The sequence below is a fragment of the Legionella bozemanae genome (assembly GCF_900450575.1).
GTDB classification, from domain to species: domain Bacteria; phylum Pseudomonadota; class Gammaproteobacteria; order Legionellales; family Legionellaceae; genus Legionella; species Legionella bozemanae.
Genome location: NZ_UGGY01000006.1, coordinates 1 through 18,413, shown reverse-complemented (window position 1 = coordinate 18,413; position 18,413 = coordinate 1). Strand labels below are relative to the sequence as shown.

The window sequence follows — 18,413 nt, the reverse complement described above, 5'->3', positions numbered from 1 at the left end:
TATTAGGCTATATATTTCAACAGGTTATGAGTGGTGGTATGCAGATCTGCATCAGAAAAAACTCACAAAGTATTAAAAATGATGCACAATTGCATATTGGTTTTTGATTGCTCATTAACCAATATTTTGTGTTTTGCAGTCAAAATTTGCAAATGTGTATTTATCTTTAATAAATACAAAGGGCTACACATACTGCAACCAGTTGCGTAAGGTGTGCTGTTTTCTTTTTAGAGTTGTCTTGTTCATTAATTTTCAGATCAAGTTTTATGTGAATCTGACTATTTTTTATTAAGCGCGGATCAATTGCGTGTTTGTGATTTAATGTTGAATCTAAATTTCAGCTATCAATTTACACCATGATCACCCGGTTTAACCCACTCTACTCTTTGCTTGTTTCCAGATAGACATCAACTCATCAAAAGTTTGTCCTTCTAAATTAATGAGTTTCGTTTCATGAGCAATCATTTTGACAGCGCGAAGCCGCCGCTCAAATTTTTCCACAGATTGTTGCAGTGTATCTTTGGGATCTAATTTACAAAATACACACAGTGAAAACACGGCATGCAATAAATCACCTATTTCTTCTTGCAAAGCAGATGAGTTATCATTAATTCCAGCCTTTAAATGCTCATCGACTTCAATACACTCACTTTGGATTTGAGCCATAATCTGATCCGTCGTTTCCCACTGAAAACCAAATTCAGCAGCTTCATTTTCTAATGCTGCAATTTTTTCTAATAGATTCATTAATCATTTCCACGTTATTCTTGTTTACCACGTAAATATAAAACTTTTGTGTTCGATCCAGGATTGACTCGTTCTTCTGTTTCAAAAATCTCTGGTTTTCCTTTAACCAAATCACTCAGCTTTTTGAAACCATAAAGCCTGGAATCAAAGTCTGGTTTTAACTTAGTTAAATAGCCACCAAATGTTCCAATGTATGCCCAGCCAGTATCATCGTATGAGTTATTTAATGCTTCCAGAATAAATTCTTTTGGAAATTCTTGTGCTGAGGGCTCATTAGTTTTCGTTTGTTTAACAGGCTGTTTTCTCTTTTTTGATTGACTAATTGGTTGATCAGGTGGTGCTACAGGGCGTAGTACTTCAGTGAAAATGAATTTATTGCAGGCATTACGAAATGCCTCTGGTGTTTTTTTCTCTCCAAATCCAAAAACCTGCAACCCTTCTTCACGAATACGGTTAGCAAGGCTTGTAAAATCACTATCACTTGACACGATACAAAAACCACCAAAACGATGCGTATAAAGTAGATCCATAGCATCAATAATAAGCGCGCTATCCGTTGCATTTTTTCCAGAAGTAAAAGCAAACTGCTGTACTGGTTTTATAGCGTATTTATGCAATACCTTTTTCCATTGTGCGCTAGATGGCAAGGTGAAATCGCCATAAATTCTTCTTACAATCGCATCTCCATAACTAGCAATCTCAGTTAAAAGACCATCAATAATGACTGCTCGAGCATTATCAGCATCGATAAGTACAGCTAATTTTAATGCGGCTTCTTCTGTTGTAATTTTTGTCATGCGTGTGGCCTGTTTTATAAATTATTTATTTTTGGAACGATAAAATTTACACGTAACACCATGGCCAAGATCATCTTTATAATATTCCATACCACACTTCTCCATTACTCGATGTGATGCACTATGTTTGAGTGGTGCAAAAGCAATAATATAATCAGAATTGATATTTATTTTACTCCATTCAAGAAGTGCTTCTAGTGCTTCAGATGCATAACCCATATCCCAAAACTTTCTTACAATAAGGTATCCAACTTCAATTTCCCCTGTTTCAATTGGTCCAAATCCACATCGTCCAATGAATTCATGAGTCAGCTTATTGAATATAACAAATCCAGGTAATCCTTTATCTTTATAAGATTTATAATCTGTTTTATTCTTTGTTTAGTCTGCTCTCGATCTTGTGTTCCATCAGGAAAGAATTTTCTAACTTCTCGTTCTGCATTAAGTTGAGCTACTAGGTCTAAGTCCTCATCCTTAATCAAACGCAAAAACATCCTTGATGTTTCAATTTTAATGGTCATATTGGTTCACTTCAAACCCTTCTGTCTTTGTGTTTTTTATTCATAATGCCATCTCCATTAGTGCTACAGCATGATCATTAGGTTTGGAGCAATATTTTTTAAATTAATAATTGTTTTCAACACTTGATTGACCTGCTCAATACCCATAGTTTGTTGTTCTGATTCTTCCATCACACATGAACGCTCTATATTGTAAACCATCCAGTTAATCCAGTTGCCTTGAACTGCGTTAAAAGCTGCTTGTAGGATATCTTTATTCAAATAGCCTCCTGATGTTGTGTAAGCGCGCATCATTTTAATAAATAATTCTTCATCAAAATGCGTAGTAATACCACTCCAGTTTAAGCTTGTATCGACAATCTCGTGTGTGGGATTGAGTTTATGGGCACATTCCCAGTCAATTAGTATTGGACGGTTGTTATCCCATAAAACATTTTTTTGATCCAGATCCCCATGACTTATGAGTATATGCTTTTTAAGCGCGGGTAGAGAATTTTGAAAAGCTGTATTTATTGAAATGATATCTTGTCGAAGTGCTGTCAATTCATTCGCAAAAGGACAATTACAGAGATTAGCTTTTTGGATTAGCTCAATAAGCTTATCGTTTGGATGAATATCAAATTCAAGCTCGGTAATTTCTGGCACAATAAGATTAATAAGGTGCATTTTTGCAAGAATATTAGCAATTTTCAATGCATGAACTTCAGAAACTGCATCCTTATGTAGTGGTTCGGCGTTTACCCATGGATAAATCAGAAATCCAACGCCATCAATAATTTCAAGATAATTATCCATATGGTCTATTGCTGATACTCCTGGGATACCATGTTCAATAAAGCGTGAGGCAATGGATTCGGTTAAATTGTAATTTTTTATAATGGCTTCATTCGCTAGATTAATATGCGGGGACAGTTGTTTAATGGCGTAAGAGCCTTCATCTGTGTTGATGCGCCACATGGTATGCAGCAATCCGCCATGTATTCTTTTAGGAGCATTTAAAGGAACACCTAATTGAAAAAGATTACAAAGCGATATCATTTGTTGATGGTTCATTTTATTTCACAGTCTCTTTTTTTTAAAATTTTAACTGACGACAGAAATTTTTAGTATAGAAAAATAAAATATCGGTCATGCTAAGACACGTGGAATAAACCCCTCTGCTTGCATTTGCCAGAGCTTATAAAAATGGCCACCTTGATTCCTTATAGGCTCTCAGATTATCTATCCAAATAACGAGTTATTGATTATAGCATATTGATTTATCAGGGGAGATATACTACCAAGTGCAAAATAATTAGTGTTCAAAAAAACATACATTTGTGGAATAATGCAAGTCAGTCCATAACGATGTTTTATGCACTGACCTGTTATTTGAAATGAAAGATTTTTTGATAATGGTTGATTTTTGATAGGATAATGATCTAAATTTTTATAAAATTAAATAGTACAAAATTTTGATTACCAAATTTTGGAGGGACTATGGAATTATTAGATGCAGTTGAGGCATTGGTGAGAAATCCTCTCCTTGATACAGCGATTTTAGAGGATTGGATTTTAAGTAAAAGCTTGGTTGAATCATATAAAAACTCAGATACCCATAAAATCAGGGAGTTAATCACTGGTAAAAAGAATTTTTCGGATATGAGTCATGTGATCCCGTATTCGGATATGAGCCATGTGTTTCCAGTGACCCAATAGGGACTTAAGTGAAAGTTTTAGCATTAGTTGGCACTGGAATTAAAACAATAGCTCATATTACAGAGGAAGCAAAAGGATATATTTGTACTTGCGACAAGGTATTGTATTTAGTTAATGAACCCTTGCTAGAGCGTTATATTCGTAAATTAGCGAAATCATCAGAGTCACTGGATTCAATCTACTTTAACTCTAAATCAAGAGAAAATGCTTATAATAATGTGGCACAATATATTCATAGAGCGATAGAAGATGTAGGCTCTCTATGTGTTGTTATATATGGCCATCCATGTGTGTTTGCCACTCCTGGCTTGCTTGCTTTATCTGTGCTTAGTGATAGCATTAAAACAGTGGTGTGTCCCGGTATTTCAGCTCAAGATTGTTTATATGCTGATCTTCGATTTGATCCTGCATCTGGAGGTATCCAGTCCTTTGATGCTACGGAATATCTTTTGTATGATAAATCAGTAGATACTTCTTCTCATGTAGTGATTTATCAGATTGGTATGGTTGGAAATTTGGGTTTACCAACGAATACAGTCAATTTGGAAGCCATCAATTTTATTAAAAAAAAGTTAATCAAGCTCTATAAAAAAGGAAAAAAGGCTATTGTCTACGAAGCTGCTCTTTATCCTGGTACTCATCCAAAGATATCTGAATTTGATTTAAAGCAACTTGATAGACAGAAGTTAACAACACTATCTACTTTGTATATTCCTCCCGATGAAATACTACGAGTGCCGAGTTCTGATGCATTAAAGTTATTAAATCAAATGGCATAGTTTAAGTGGATGTATCTAATTTTTATTTAATGTGAGGGATTACAATGAGCTCAACAGCCAGCTCTTCTAAAGTAGGTTTTTCTTTTAGTGATTTACCAGTCACTTGTAAGTTATTATTGATTCTTTCTTTTATAGAGGCTATTGGAGGTGGCCTATCTTACCATATTGCGTATTTTTTTAGTGTAAGCACCAATTTTAATAAATTAAATATAGGCTTCTTAGGCTTTTCAATGGGGATTGGAGCTATTTTGGGCAGCATATGTGGTGGATACGTTACGGGAAAAGCACAAGCAAAGGGTATAATTGGGACAAGTTTCTTACTCATAGGCATAGCGTTTGTTATTTTAGCAAAAGTAAGTTCTTTTCACTTATCTGTTGTCTTTGTATTTTTAATGGGATTTGGAATCAATTTATTTATCACTTGCAGTAATTCATCTTTGTTGCAGATTTCAAGAAATACCAACCACAGTTTAACGATCGCCCAATCCTATAAAAACGCACTGGAAAATACTGGTGGTATTGTGGCAATGGTATTAATCATGCTTTTAGCGCAAAATTATTTTAAATTAGCAATGATTTTGGTTGGCGTTACTTTGATATTGTTTTCAATAGTAATTTTTATAAAATTAGAAATCAGTAATCATGATGTAGCTGCAATACCCAGTAATAAAGAAGAAATTGAGACAATCTATAGCTCGCTTATTCCAATGTTATTTTCGGTATTTTGCATCGGCTTAACTTATGGGATACAAAAAACCGTACTAGGAATTCACTTAAACGAAACAATAGGAAATTCTTTAATCATTGGATTTTTTTTCGCAACCGATCCCATTTTAATTGCATTATTCCAAGTAAAATTATCAAAACGGATTGAGCGATTCAATAAACATATAGTTGCTTGTATTGGCTGTATTTTATTAGGGGCATCAACATTTGCTATGGGCCTCTCTTCTACAATACTAGGAATGTTTTGTTCGCTTTTAGTTTTTACTCTTGGTGAGATGTTGTTCATGGCATACTCCGTTGCATTATGTCATCAATATGGAAGCTCTAACCACAGTGGCTTAGGAATAGGGGCGTGGCGTAGCGCATATTCATTAGGCATGATGATTGGCCCTCTCATATCAGGAGTAGCAATGTATTATTTTAATGCCCAAAGCGCCTGGACAATATCTTCTTTGCTTTGTTTTATGAGTGCCTTCTTAGTATTTAATTCTAAAAGAGCACAGCGCTTAGAAGCTGTTTATTGAGATGCATCCTTTAAAAAAAGGCGCATCTTGACAAAAAGTATCATTACTTAAATGATGTACTCCAGGATCATTTTTGAATAAATAATCAATGTCTGAAAGCCAATTTTGTTTGTTCTCAAAACCATGGTAATAAACAAATTGAGCTTTCTTGGCCTTTTCTTCAAGAACTGTATCGGCCCATTCTTCATGAGCAGAGGAAAATAAGTCTTTATATTTATTTGTAACGATTTTATATTTTCAAGCTCGGAAATTAAGGTTGCTTTTTTTCTGGACAACCCTTGGTATGGTCTAAAAATAGGATGTTGAAGCGAAAAATATACTGGATTTTTTCAACGTGCTTTTTAGGTATTAATATAGAAGGTTCTGTTTTTAGCTTATAAATGTCTTTTAAAACGTAGCTTATCCATGATGCAGGCAAGAACTCATCGGTATTGGTAAATGAAAACCCATATTTTTCACCTATGAGAATTTCAAAGATATATTTAGCAGTATCTTGAATAAAAAAATCTCGCTCTAAATTTGACTTATCAAAAGCAACCCTAAAAATATGTTGATAATAGTCTCCGTAGTAGGTGTAAGCATAATAATGTAGATAATATTTAAAGAAATATTTATTAATATTGATCCACTCAGGATTGTTAACAATGTTATCTATCCATTTTTCAGAAAAGTAAATGATGGAGGCCCGCCATTTACTTTCAGAGGGGCAAGATTGGTAAATTCGTTTAAAGAACTCACTGTGATCATGGTATGAATTGGGGATGGTACAATCAATTCCAGATCGAATAAGACGATTATGGCTTCTTTTGCATCCAATATTTTGTGTTACAAGGGTGGTTTGTGCCCCAGCCTTTACAGACAGTATGCCATTAGGCAAGTATCGTTTAAGTGGTTTTATCTGTGTTATATGCCCAATGTTAAAAAAATCCCCTTTTTTATCTATGTAAACAGGATGTGTTTCATTTTCTGCATTACCTCTTAAGTACCATTCAAAGCCTTTATCTAATACCAGACCTAATGGACAACTATGAAATCCATAAAAGAGGTCTTTCGTAATTGGTTCTAGAGATGAAAAATTATTAAGGGTTTGAAGCTTTCCTTGGTGTGGAATATAAAAGGTTTCAGAATCTCCAATCAAATCACCATACCCAAAGTTAAAAATATAAAGTGGGAAATCTTTTCCAGGCGCGATTTCATCAACTAAGTAAAAAAACTCAGAGTTAGAGCGTTTTACTTCCTCTTTAATTTCATCCCAACATACTTTAGTAAAATTCCTACAAAATTCCATATTCGTATCATTGTTAATTAAGTTATTGTTATTTTGAACAAAAATGCTTATTTGCCAAATATTTTAGTGATGTAAATGACGGGCGTATTATGTTCTAATCTGATCATGCTTGTCAAATAAGTAAAGTACGTTGTTGTATCGTAATAAGGATTTTGATCATGATGATTGTAGGTGAACAAGGTATTAATGGAGAGTGTATTGCAGTTCAGGTTATTGATAAAATCTTGAGTAGTACAGAACACAATCTTGTTACATTATCCGAGATATTAGGGATATCTTTAAAAAAGCTTGTTCTGAAAAAGGGATTTTCAAATGATGAAATATTAATGATTGTAAATCTAGGAAGTTTAATTAATAAAATACCTTAGTTCCATTCTTGACCCAACCTATGATTTGAAACATTGATGCTGATTCAAATCGTATTTGTGGCCAATCTGGATTGAGTGGTGAGCATATAAATGTATTGTCTTCAGAGCTTATTTTTCTAAATAAGTTCTCATCTGTAGCCTTAATATGAATCAGCACTAAGTCGCAATGGTTTTGTTTTTGTTTACAAAAAGTAACTAAGTCACCCGAATTATAAATAGGGGACATGCTTTTATCATGCACGATAAATGCAAAATCTTCATGAGTTATATTGTCTTGAATTGATGAGGGTATTGGGAGATAACCTTCAATTTTAGACGAGGCATTGATGATAGGGATTGTTAGGAAGGGATTATCCTTCATAGGCTTGTGGTCAGTATCTAAAAATAATAACCATGTTGAAGAAACACCTAATGCATTACCGAGTATCTCTGCATCTTTAAACCTGGGCGATCTTGTTCCTCTTTCCCAATTACTAATTCGTTGCGTTGAAAAACCAGTAACTTCAGCCAATTGTACGGCTGTAAGTTTTTTGTTTTTTCGCGACTCTTTAATTCTTAATCCTATTTTTGATTTTATATCCATAAAAAACCTTGAAAAATAAACAAAATTGTTTATTATAAACGAAATCGTTTATATTCGTGTGTATTGTTTATCTAACGTTTATTATACACATAAGTTGAATGAACAGTAACACATAAAAAATCGATTGAGATAAAAAATATGTTTAAAGCATTTTCTGTACCTATCTACAGAATAAGTTGAAAAGGAGTATTCGTTGTGGAAAATAATTTTAGGCTACAAATCTGTAAGAGCATCATTAATTATCTATTAGAGTCAACCAACTATACTCTAAAAGATATTGCTACTTTATTAAACTGCTCAATAAGACAATTACATTCAATTTATTTCGATGAGTTGATGCCAACAAACCTATCTTACGAAAGGGATCTTGTGGGGCTTTATCATTTAATTCTTGAGCTCAATACTAATAAACAATATGTGCACCAGGGTTTTAAATGGGCTTGCATATGAATACTTTAAATATTGAAGGGGCTTCAAAGCTTCTAGGAGCTCACAGGGAAACTATCCGAAGAATGGCTGCATCAGGTGAACTACCTGGAGTAAAGATAGGTAGAAGCTGGGTATTTTTAGAACAAGATCTTGTGATGTATTTAAGAAACAAGTACTCTAGTTGCGATGCATTGCAGGGTGTCGCCTATAGGAGCAATACAAAATGGCACTCTACAAAAGAGATGGAATCTGGTGGATCGATATCTTCCATCAAGGAAAGAGAATACGTAAAAGTACTGGGACTGAAATAAAGCAGGAAGCACAACATTTTCATGACCAAATGAAACATGGGCTTTGGTTAGAAAAGCAAGTAAAGTCTATACCGAATAAAACATGGATGGATGCAGTAGTAAGATGGCTAGAAGAGTCAAAACATAAACGAAGTCTAGCTACCGATAAAATTCATTTTGCATGGCTCGATCAACATTTAAGAAATAAAAAACTTTCAGAGGTTGATCGCGATCTTATCGAAGCAATTGCTAAGAAAAAAGAGAAAACGAATGTATCGCTTACTACGGTGAATCGAATTCTTGAGTTAATTCGAGCCATTTTAAACCGCGCTCAAAAAGAGTGGGGTTGGCTTGAATCAATTCCAGCTATTCGCATGAGAAAGGTTGAAAATAAGCGTATACGCTGGCTTACAAAACAGGAGGCTAATTGCCTGCTAAAAGAGCTGCCAGAACATTTAAAAGATATGGCAGCGTTTACATTAGCGACAGGCCTTCGAGAGTCCAATGTGACACAATTAAAATGGAGCGAAATAAATTTAGCTAAAAAGCATGCGCTGATTCATGCTGATGAGTCTAAATCAAAACGTGACATTCCTGTGCCATTGAATAAACAGGCTCTTGCTATTTTAGATGCTCAGCAAGGAAAACATCCAGTATATGTCTTTACCTATCAAGGGAAACCAGTTACCCGGTGTAATAACCATGCTTGGCGAAAAGCTTTAGATCGAGCAAGGATCGAAAATTTTCGTTGGCATGACTTACGTCATACCTGGGCAAGCTGGCATGTACAAAATGGTACACCTTTACATGAGCTTCAACAACTTGGGGGATGGTCAAATTATGAAATGGTTTTGCGCTACGCACACCTTTCTAGTGATCATCTACAGAACGCGGCAGAACGTCTTCATAGCGCACTTTGACTAGAGTATTTGGTTTTAAGGGCACGGGTTTATGACACGTTTTTGCCACAGTAAATTGGTTTTAATGACACAATTGGTAGATAAGTCCTTGATTTTAAATGGCGCGCTCGGAGGGACTCGAACCCCCGACACCTTGGTTCGAAGCCAAGTACTCTATCCAGCTGAGCTACGAGCGCAATGGGGTATGGATTTAATATTTTGCCACTTGCTTCTGGTTGATATTGAAAATTAGTTACCAGAATGGTGGGCCGTATAGGATTCGAACCTATGACACAGAGGTTAAAAGCCTCCTGCTCTACCACCTGAGCTAACGGCCCGCAGGACAAAATATTTTTTAAAATGGTACTCTAAAACTGGTGGGCCGTATAGGATTCGAACCTATGACACAGAGGTTAAAAGCCTCCTGCTCTACCACCTGAGCTAACGGCCCTAAAGAGGCTGGAATAATACCGGATTAGCACAGAATTTCAAGTCTTTTTATGATGTTTCTATTATTTTTGTTATTTTTAAGGGTACAAATATTTTTTTTATACAAAATTGATGCTCTATAAAAAAGAAAATTCCTGAGTTAATTGGGGTTGAAAATAAATATTTTTTTCGGTAGCCAGTATAGTCCAGTTTTGTATTTTTAGTTTATCAGCAAGGATCTGAGCCTCGTCTGCTGAAGTAATGAGCAGTAAAACATCCGCACCTAAAGCGCCACAACCCTTAGTTGCCAATATTTCTGGGCATTTTTTAAACTCACTAATAAATTTTAAACTGTGTTCTGCTACCAAATTGAGCTCGGTTAATTTTTGATGATAGTTGTTTATGGCTGAAATCAATTTTTTGGAATCAATCTGTTCGAATGCTTGTTTTGCTTCATCTACCAAAAAGATAAATAATCGATCGGACCAGGAAGGGTAGAGTCTTGTAAATGATGATGAGTGGCAAGTTTCATCCCGGTATGGATGAGAAAAAACGACAAATCTTGAAAAGGCCAGTTATAAGACTTTATTATTCTTTGTTGTTTATTAATGTATACACATCCTTGTTGTGACTGTGCTATTACATCATATCCACTAGGCTTTAAGCCTTTTCCGAACCATGATGATTTATAATAAGCACCTAGCATTTTATTTAAATCAGGTTCAGTGCTATTTACAAAACAAGCCGCTAAATAGCTTGCCAAAAATTGTGCACTGGAGGCGCCTAAGCCCCCTCGACTTGCATAAGGGTCATGCCACAAAAGACCTTGTCCTGAGTTTTGTTGCAGCCACCAAAGTCCAGCTGGAGATTCTGGGTGAATTCCAACTAACTTTTCTTGCGCAGTTAATGTAAGTTCAAAACAGGGGGCGGTCATTAGAAGAAGTGCAGAGGCTTCAGCTAAAGCAGCATATTCACCCAGTAAAAAGGTTTTTGCGGGTATTGACCATTTCATACAGCAATCGGTGTTTGTCTGATTTTAGCTAGTAAATCATGAGCATTATTAAGACTAATTCTTTTATGTAAATCCAACCATTTTTGCAAATGTTCTTTAAGCACTGGCATTTCACTTTCATTGGCGCCTGCTGCCAAAAGCAGATTATCAATGTGTAATTTCATATGGCCTTGAATAATACCTTCGGTACATAATGCTTTAATTGCTCCCAAATTTTGTACCAAACCCACTGCTGCAATGACTTGAGCTAATTGATTCGCCGAAGAAATATTCATCATTCGTAAACACATTTTTGCGGTAGGGTGCAATGAGGTAACGCCGCCTATGGTTCCAACAATAATCGGAGCGGTAAGTTGTCCTGTGAGTATTCCATTGTGATAGCGCCAACGTGTAATTGCTTGATATTGTCCATTGCGGGCGGCATAGGCATGTACTCCTGCTTCAACTGCGCGCCAGTCATTTCCAGTTGCGATTAAAACAGGATCAATACCGTTCATTACCCCTTTGTTATGGGTAGCTGCTCGATAAGGATCCATTTCGGCAAAGAGCGATGCTTCTTGCAGCTTTTGGCCAAGTTCATTATCGATAGTATGTATCGTAACTTGAGCGGTTGTTAACTTTTGATCATTTAGGTTTGATAAAATACACATGGTGACTTCTTCACCAGTTAACTGTTCTATAGGTGTTTTTAAGTATTCAAGAACTTGATTAATAATATTGGCTCCCATGGCATCACAGCTATTCATAGTCAAATGAATTACGGCCATGTCTTGATTATCTTCTCTTTTTAGCTGGCGTAATTGCAAGTCCATGACACCACCGCCACGTTTTACCATGTTATCGGCCACATCTTTGTTTGCTCTATTAATCAGATAGGTTCGATTTTCATGAAAAATCTGGGAAAATTTAGAGAAATCTTTAACCTTTGCCAATTGAATTTGACCCAAAATGCATTCGCCTTGAACCCAGGTTTTTATTTCGCCACATTGTCTAATCCATTTAGCAGATTTGGATAAGGCTGCAATGATGGATGTTTCTTCAACAGCCATTGGAATAACATAGTCTTGGCCATTGATATTGAAATTAGTTGCTACTCCCAAAGGAAGCTGAAAATAACCGATTACATTTTCAATCAGTTTATCTGCTAAATTCAGATCTTTTATACCACCGCTTTTAAGAAAAGAAATATCTTCAGAAGTTATGGCTCCTAGTGCTAACAAGCGCTTGAAGCGTTCTTCTCGAGAGAGTTTGGAAAATCCGCGAAATAGCTCATCAGTATTAGAAGATAAAGGCATGCTTTCTCCTTTGAGTAGCCGGCATTGACGCAAGTTTTGTAATGCCATGTTTGCGTTGTTCAAATTGGCTGTAATTTTCTTGCATACCTGATTTTAGTTTCTTGAAAAAAATAAAAGCAATTTTATCATAAAACAGAGATGCAAACTACCTGAAATCATCGGTATTATATGATTTTGTTTTATTTACAAGTCGTCTCTATGTATAAAGTGCAAAGGTTTTCTACAAATGCCTATTCAATCCAGTAAATGCTCATCGTAATCTGTATTTTTTATCTGCTTTATTTATAAATTTATCAATTGTTGTATGCGGATAAAGCCATAACATGTGTTACGCTAGTATGTGCTGTTTTTGTTTTTTATGATTATTCGATAATCTAGTGGTGCTTTTTTGTACCAGGCGATTGTTTTTTAATTTAAATTTTCTGGTGTTTTTTTAGCATGGAGTGTAAATTGAGAGCATTTTAATTTGGATTGTTATTTGTTGGAGATATCATGGGGAAAGATGCTAAGGAAAAAAAGGCTTTTGAATCCGCTTCGAGTATGAGAACGATATACATTGAGCAATTGCAGAAATGCAAATCTGCTGCGCAATTTGAGACTTTTTCAAGCAAATATGAAGAGAAAAAGAGGAAAAATCCCAAGCCTGCTAATTTAACTCCGTATCATAGCGAAGTTATTAGTAGAATGGATGATGAGATCCGAAGTCTAACGGAAAAATTAAATGCACGATTTTTTCCAATAACACTTATTGAACCCTCACCAAGTGTTCATGAATCAGTAAAAAAAGATGTTACCGATTTATTGCCAGAAGAGCATGTTTCAGATGAACTTCCTCCTATTAACGAGCAGGATTTAGGCACACAAGCCAAAGTTGTTACAGAAAAAGCGAAGGGCACTCCTCTTATACAAACTAAAACTACTGAAGAACTTCTTAAAGAAGAAGAGGGGGAGAGTTTAACTCGGTCAGTAACAAAGAAAAGTGGAGCATTTGTGGCTCCTGTTGATGTAAAACCAAAATTCAGGCACATCACTTGGAATGAAAAGCAGCTTCAGGAAATGCAGGAGCAGGAAAAACAGCGTCACGAAAAGCAAGTTGATCAGAAAGCCAGGAGGCATAGAAATGCTCAGCTTAATGAGGTTAAAGAAAAACTAAGAACACTTTATGCAAAGCAAACAAAATATGACACGAAAGCTAAAGAGTATCGTAGGAAGAATGATCCACAAAGAGAGGCGAAATATCGAGACGCTGCAAAAGCTGCCGGAAGCATTCATGAGCAGATAGCGAAATTAGTTAATCAGTACATTCGGGATGGGGATTTAGACTCTTTTAAATTAAATAGCCAAAAAATCCTAGGCGATGAGAAGAATAATGATGTGAAAACATTGCGGGCATACCGTGGCTGGTGGGAAAAGTTCTTAGATGATTTGGTTGAACTTATAAATTCCGGGTTTGCTCGCATAGGTTCTTCGATCCGTGTGCATGAATTATCGATGTTTAAACCCGCAACAACCGATGGGGGACACAAATTAACGACCTAGGTAATGCAATTAGTTCCGTAAAAGCAACCTTTTAATCGTTTATAAGAAATAAGTAGTCTGAGGTTTGTTTCGCACTCAGACTATATTTTTTGCCCTACCCGAATATCTTGTTATTGTGTTACCATGTTCTATTGTTTTTGTTCTTCTAGAATATTCATATTATTCTTTGAGGTTATTTTTCAACACAAAAGACTATGGTACAAAACAGCGCGCAAATCACTTACGATAAGGAACTTGCCAGATTTCACTGTACGGGTGCCTGGTCTGTTTTAAAAATTGAAAATTTATTAGCTCGATTTAATGTAGATGAGCTGCCTAAAACTCAAAAGTGACTATTAGCGGTGAAGGTATCAGCTATTTTGATAGTGCAGGCGCCTTGGCCCTTATTAAATGCATTGGCACGCTGGAACAACGAAAAAATCAGGTTGAACTGACAGATTTTACCGAAACACAACAGCAACTTGTCGATTTAATTAAATCAAAAAAAGACGTATTAGGTTATCAAATACCTTCTCCGCCTAAAGAAAATGTATTTTATCAATTGGGGAAAGAATCAGAAAGCAAATTTCGTCAAATAGATGGCCTTCTCGCTTTAGTTGGTGATTTGACTACTAAAATGTTTAATGCATTTGGCAATTGGCGCCGTTTTCAATTACCCAGTATCATTGCAAATATTCACGCTACAGGCGTGACTGCTTTACCTATCCTTGCTTTGCTTTCTTTTCTAATTGGTGTGGTTTTGGCATATCAAATGGGATTGCAATTGCAAACATATGGGGCCAACAGCTTTATTGCCTATTTATCAGGTATGGCTATTTTTCGTGAATTTGCACCGTTAATGACGGCAATTATTGTTGCTGGACGCACCAGTTCCGCATTTACAGCACAAATTGGCAGTATGAAACTAAATGAAGAAGTAGATGCACTATTAACGATGGACTTTCCCCCACTGAATTATTAGTGCTCCCTAAAGTTCTGGGGTTGTTGATCGCGTTCCCTTTATTGATTTTTTGGTCTGATGTTTTTAGTATTTTAGGTGCGATGATCATGTCCAATAATATGTTGGGCATCAGTTTTGTTGATTTCTTACAACGATTAAGAGACTCTGTTGGACTTTCGCAGTTGAATTTAGGTCTTTATAAAGCCCCCGCATTTGCATTGTTAATAAGCTTAGTCGGTTGTTATCAAGGGTTTAGAGTAGAAGCCGGTACGGAAAAAAATATTGGGAGCCAAACTACCAGAAGTGTAGTACAAGCACTATTTCTAATTATTATTGCTGATGCAATTTATTCAGTTATTTATAGTCGGATGCATTTATAGATGAGCGAGCCCATTATCGAAATTAAAGGACTAAAGAATTGTCTCGGAGGTCAATGGGTCCATAGCGATGTGAACTTGACTGTAGAAAAAGGGGAAATCTTAGCTATTATTGGCGTTCAGGGAGTGGAAAAACAACGATATTACGTAGCTTACTGATGTTACTGAAGCCTACGGCTGGTCGTATTAAAATATTTGGACAAGATATTAGTAATCTGGATGCAGAACAATCGTTTTTGCTTCGTCGGCGATGGGGAATGCTTTTTCAGCATAGCGCATTATTTTCATCAATGAATGTGTTGGAAAATGTTATGTTTCCTATGCGAGAATTTACTAATCTGGATTATGAGTTTATGTATGAACTGGCTTTGCTAAAAGTCGCTTTAGTAGGCTTACCCAAAGAAGCTGCAGGTAAATTACCATCAGAATTGAGTGGCGGAATGCAAAGAAGAGCCGCTGCAGCACGTGCCATTGCAATGGATCCGGAGTTGTTGTTTTTAGATGAACCGACTACAGGCTTAGATCCCTTGAGCGCAAGACTTTTTGATGAGTTGATTGTTTTTTTAAGAGATTCTTTAAAGCTCACTATAGTTATGGTGAGTCATGATATAGAATCTTTAAACGAACTACAGATCGAGTAGCCTTATCGGCGATGGAAGAATCTTAAGTGTTGAGCCGATTAATGATTTGATAAAGAATAAGAATAAAATAATTGCAGGTTATTTTAGTAAAATGTAACTGGAGACAGAATTCTTGGAAGCTAAAACCAATTACACCATAGTAGGTGTAGTCGTACTTATATTACTGGTAGGGCTGGTGGCTACAATGTTGTGGTTATCTGTTGGTTTTAATCAAAAAAAATATTCTACCTACACCGTTTATATGCATGAGGCAGCTTCTGGCCTGACCAAAGATGCCCCAGTAAAATTTAATGGAGTGCAAGTTGGTTATGTAAAAGAAATAAAATTGAATCAAAGTGATCCGAGGCAAGTTGAAATTTTGTTAAATATCGAAGAGGGGACGCCCGTTACGACCAGTACTTATGCTACATTAAATTCACAAGGAATTACCGGCGTCACTTATATTGGTTTGAGCGCAAGTACTTCTGATCTGACACCAATTCATCAAATGCCTGGTGAACCATTCCCAGTTATTCCTTCAAAACCTTCTGTATTCACTCAATTGGATAGCATTTTAAAAAAGGTTTCTGAAGATGTAGGCACTGTAAGTGATGAAGCAAAACGAATATTTAATGAAGAAAATGCAAAACATATACGTCATATCTTAACTAATGTTGATCATTTTTCTAAAGATCTTCACGTAATGGCAAAAATCTTAATGCTTTAATGGATAATCTTGCCAAAACAAGCCGTGATTTTCCGCACATGCTTACCGAATTAAGAGTGGAATATCTAAATTTAATACTATGGCGGAAAGCTTGAGTCAAGCTGGGAATAGTGTATCAAAAACAATGGGCACAGGGAAAAATGCCATAGATAAAATTTCTGAGGAAGCGCTGCCGCCTGCTGTAATCTTATTACGACGATTGAACACAATTTCTGCAAATTTGGAAAAAGTGAGTAGTGAAATGCGTCAAAACCCTGCTGTGGTTATTCGTGGAACTAAGCCACCAAAACCTGGGCCTGGAGAATAAAAATGAAAAAGCTGACTGTATTTCTTGTGGGCTTAAGCGCAGTAGTACTTAGTGCGTGCTCGCCAGTTAAAATCTCTGTAAAGAATCAATATCAACTAAGTGCATACAGTACAAAACAGTTGGCTAAAAAACCCATGCCTATTACTTTGTTGGTTACTACGCCTGATGCTGCTGCCGGTATCAAACAGAGCAGATGCTTTATGTTAAAAAACCCTATGCACTGGAACCTTTTGTAAAAAATGCATGGGTAAATCCACCTGCGGATATGCTTTACCCTTTAATCTGCAAAGCTTACAACGGACAAATCTTTTTGAAGCGGTTACTTCCAATGCGTATACTTTAGGTGCAACTTATCGATTAGATACTCAATTACTTTCTCTGCAACAAAACTTTCTTAAAAAACCAAGCGTTCTTGAGTTTTCAGCCAAAGTTGTTTAACTCATGTTAGTGATAATAACGTCTTAGCTTCAAAAATTATTAATTTACGGATTCTGTGTCCCAGCGATACACCCTATGGGGGAGTGATCGCAGCAAATAAAGCAACCCAACAGTTTACCGCGGCCCTGACTCATTTTGTGGCATCTCACATGGAACACTAGAGTATGAATTTTCGATCGTAGCCTGGGTGAAGCGCAGCGGAACCCGGGTTTCTGAGCTTAATGAGTTTCTCGATCCCGGGTTCCGCTGCGCTTCACCCAGGCTACGATCAATGATATTGAATGGGTAGTATTACTGTAGCCAAAAAATAAAAAGAATTGTACAATGTGCCCCCATGAACCCTGTAAGGGTATTTCGAAGTGTATTAATAATAAAAAGAACGAAGGAGATTGAGGATGAAAGCCGGATCATTAGGTAAATTAGGCCTGCTTGTGGCGAGTGCTGTTTTCGTTGTTGCTTGTTCTAAAGCACCAGGTAGTGCGGAAGGAGGAGTAGGCGTGAGCGAGGCTGAGGCTCAAGGTCTAGGACAATTTACTCATTTTGCTGGTCAAGAACCAGGTGAATCTTATACAACTAAGGCACCTCATAATCAATTGTATTTGTTCTCTTATGATGACAGTAATTTGGCTCCCAAATATTTACCATCAATTAATGCTCAGGCAGAATACTTAAAGACACACCCTGGTGCGCGTGTGTTAGTAGCTGGACATACAGATGAGCGTGGTAGCCGTGAATATAACGTAGCCCTTGGCGAGCGTCGTGCAAATACTGTAGCTGACATTTTACGTATGGCTGGTGTTAACAGACAACAAGTTCGTGTTGTGAGCTATGGTAAAGAGCGTCCAATTAATTTAGGACATGATGAAGCGTCGCATGCACAAAATCGACGTGTAGAATTTACTTATGAGGCAACAAGATGATAAATTGCAAAAAACACATTATCGCTACAGGTTTTATATTGATGCTTCCTTTGGCCTGTTGGTCAGAAGCACCTGTTGTTGATGATAGTGATAATTTTGCAATTATTGAGGGCCAACAGGCGTATGAAGCGCCTGCTTATGGCCCCAAGTACGATGAAGC

The 18,413-nt window shown here is 36.4% G+C and carries 16 protein-coding genes, 3 tRNA genes and 5 pseudogenes; 13 read left to right on the top strand and 11 right to left on the bottom strand.

Annotated elements, in window-relative coordinates:
• Nucleotides 1-369: 369 nt before the first annotated feature.
• The 4 genes from DY223_RS18730 to DY223_RS18715 all read right to left on the bottom strand — a co-directional run bounded on the left by DY223_RS18730 (nt 370) and on the right by DY223_RS18715 (nt 3,118).
• Nucleotides 370-747: a MazG nucleotide pyrophosphohydrolase domain-containing protein gene (locus DY223_RS18730; protein WP_058459439.1), complete on the bottom strand. Its 378-nt coding sequence runs from the start codon at nt 745-747 to the stop codon at nt 370-372.
• A 14-nt stretch (nt 748-761) separates the two neighbouring features.
• Nucleotides 762-1,544 carry an NYN domain-containing protein gene (locus tag DY223_RS18725; protein WP_058459438.1) on the bottom strand — a complete coding sequence of 261 codons (783 nt, stop codon included), beginning with the start codon at nt 1,542-1,544 and terminating at the stop codon, nt 762-764.
• A 21-nt stretch (nt 1,545-1,565) separates the two neighbouring features.
• Entirely contained in the window at nt 1,566-1,841 is a 276-nt protein-coding gene (locus DY223_RS19640; RefSeq protein ID WP_235810537.1) for a GNAT family N-acetyltransferase, read from the bottom strand.
• A 287-nt stretch (nt 1,842-2,128) separates the two neighbouring features.
• A complete protein-coding gene (locus tag DY223_RS18715) occupies nt 2,129-3,118 on the bottom strand; it encodes an aminoglycoside phosphotransferase family protein (protein ID WP_058459437.1) in 990 nt (329 codons plus the stop codon).
• A gap of 426 nt (nt 3,119-3,544) precedes the next feature.
• Here DY223_RS18715 and DY223_RS18710 point away from each other — a divergent pair, with 426 nt between their 5' ends.
• The 3 genes from DY223_RS18710 to DY223_RS18700 are packed head-to-tail and all read left to right on the top strand — an operon-like array spanning nt 3,545 to nt 5,792.
• The gene (locus DY223_RS18710) at nt 3,545-3,763 is read left to right on the top strand and encodes a hypothetical protein (protein ID WP_058459436.1); all 219 of its coding nucleotides are present in this window, start codon (nt 3,545-3,547) and stop codon (nt 3,761-3,763) included.
• Nucleotides 3,764-3,771: 8 nt separating this feature from the next.
• Complete coding sequence (locus DY223_RS18705) at nt 3,772-4,542, top strand: SAM-dependent methyltransferase (protein ID WP_058459435.1); 771 nt, start codon at nt 3,772-3,774, stop codon at nt 4,540-4,542.
• 44 nt (nt 4,543-4,586) lie between these two features.
• The gene (locus DY223_RS18700; protein WP_058459434.1) at nt 4,587-5,792 is read left to right on the top strand and encodes an MFS transporter; all 1,206 of its coding nucleotides are present in this window, start codon (nt 4,587-4,589) and stop codon (nt 5,790-5,792) included.
• Nucleotides 5,793-6,042: 250 nt separating this feature from the next.
• Here the strand turns inward: DY223_RS18700 and DY223_RS18695 are convergent, their stop codons facing one another.
• Entirely contained in the window at nt 6,043-6,930 is an 888-nt protein-coding gene (locus DY223_RS18695; RefSeq protein WP_259293233.1) for a hypothetical protein, read from the bottom strand.
• 308 nt (nt 6,931-7,238) lie between these two features.
• On the opposite strand from DY223_RS18695, the gene DY223_RS18690 reads away from it, so the two are divergent.
• Nucleotides 7,239-7,448 carry a hypothetical protein gene (locus tag DY223_RS18690; protein ID WP_058459432.1) on the top strand — a complete coding sequence of 70 codons (210 nt, stop codon included), beginning with the start codon at nt 7,239-7,241 and terminating at the stop codon, nt 7,446-7,448.
• Here DY223_RS18690 and DY223_RS18685 read toward each other — a convergent pair.
• The gene (locus tag DY223_RS18685) at nt 7,432-8,031 is read right to left on the bottom strand and encodes a helix-turn-helix domain-containing protein (RefSeq protein WP_058459431.1); all 600 of its coding nucleotides are present in this window, start codon (nt 8,029-8,031) and stop codon (nt 7,432-7,434) included. The two genes, DY223_RS18690 and DY223_RS18685, sit on opposite strands and share 17 nt — an antisense overlap.
• A 434-nt stretch (nt 8,032-8,465) precedes the next feature.
• On the opposite strand from DY223_RS18685, the gene DY223_RS18675 reads away from it, so the two are divergent.
• Together DY223_RS18675 and DY223_RS18670 are read left to right on the top strand one after the other, a co-directional pair.
• A complete protein-coding gene (locus DY223_RS18675; protein ID WP_058459429.1) occupies nt 8,466-8,771 on the top strand; it encodes a helix-turn-helix domain-containing protein in 306 nt (101 codons plus the stop codon).
• The gene (locus DY223_RS18670; RefSeq protein ID WP_058459428.1) at nt 8,684-9,670 is read left to right on the top strand and encodes a tyrosine-type recombinase/integrase; all 987 of its coding nucleotides are present in this window, start codon (nt 8,684-8,686) and stop codon (nt 9,668-9,670) included. Before DY223_RS18675 ends, DY223_RS18670 begins: the two co-directional genes overlap by 88 nt.
• A gap of 99 nt (nt 9,671-9,769) precedes the next feature.
• Here DY223_RS18670 and DY223_RS18665 read toward each other — a convergent pair.
• The 5 genes and pseudogenes from DY223_RS18665 to DY223_RS18645 form a co-directional block, all read right to left on the bottom strand.
• Nucleotides 9,770-9,846 (bottom strand) — tRNA-Arg (locus DY223_RS18665).
• A gap of 65 nt (nt 9,847-9,911) precedes the next feature.
• Nucleotides 9,912-9,987 (bottom strand) — tRNA-Lys (locus DY223_RS18660).
• Between the two features lie 37 nt (nt 9,988-10,024).
• Nucleotides 10,025-10,100, bottom strand: a tRNA-Lys gene (locus DY223_RS18655).
• Nucleotides 10,101-10,215: 115 nt separating this feature from the next.
• Nucleotides 10,216-11,090, bottom strand: a pseudogene (locus DY223_RS18650) (hypothetical protein).
• Nucleotides 11,087-12,385 carry a hydroxymethylglutaryl-CoA reductase, degradative gene (locus DY223_RS18645; protein WP_058459426.1) on the bottom strand — a complete coding sequence of 433 codons (1,299 nt, stop codon included), beginning with the start codon at nt 12,383-12,385 and terminating at the stop codon, nt 11,087-11,089. Before DY223_RS18645 ends, DY223_RS18650 begins: the two are co-directional and overlap by 4 nt.
• A gap of 492 nt (nt 12,386-12,877) precedes the next feature.
• On the opposite strand from DY223_RS18645, the gene DY223_RS18640 reads away from it, so the two are divergent.
• The 7 genes and pseudogenes from DY223_RS18640 (at nt 12,878) to pal (ending at nt 18,253) form a co-directional block, all read left to right on the top strand.
• Nucleotides 12,878-13,924, top strand: a complete 1,047-nt coding sequence (locus DY223_RS18640; RefSeq protein ID WP_115684406.1) for a hypothetical protein — start codon at nt 12,878-12,880, stop codon at nt 13,922-13,924.
• Nucleotides 13,925-14,118: 194 nt separating this feature from the next.
• The gene (locus tag DY223_RS19850) at nt 14,119-14,256 is read left to right on the top strand and encodes a hypothetical protein (protein WP_259293232.1); all 138 of its coding nucleotides are present in this window, start codon (nt 14,119-14,121) and stop codon (nt 14,254-14,256) included.
• A 284-nt stretch (nt 14,257-14,540) separates the two neighbouring features.
• Nucleotides 14,541-15,244: pseudogene (locus DY223_RS19845) on the top strand (MlaE family ABC transporter permease).
• Nucleotides 15,245-15,979, top strand: a pseudogene (locus DY223_RS18630) (ABC transporter ATP-binding protein). It abuts the pseudogene before it with no gap.
• A gap of 15 nt (nt 15,980-15,994) precedes the next feature.
• Nucleotides 15,995-16,895, top strand: a pseudogene (locus tag DY223_RS18625) (MlaD family protein).
• A 2-nt stretch (nt 16,896-16,897) separates the two neighbouring features.
• Nucleotides 16,898-17,494: pseudogene (locus DY223_RS18620) on the top strand (ABC-type transport auxiliary lipoprotein family protein).
• Between the two features lie 234 nt (nt 17,495-17,728).
• A complete protein-coding gene (gene pal, locus DY223_RS18615; protein WP_058459421.1) occupies nt 17,729-18,253 on the top strand; it encodes a peptidoglycan-associated lipoprotein Pal in 525 nt (174 codons plus the stop codon).
• Nucleotides 18,254-18,413 lie beyond the last annotated feature (160 nt).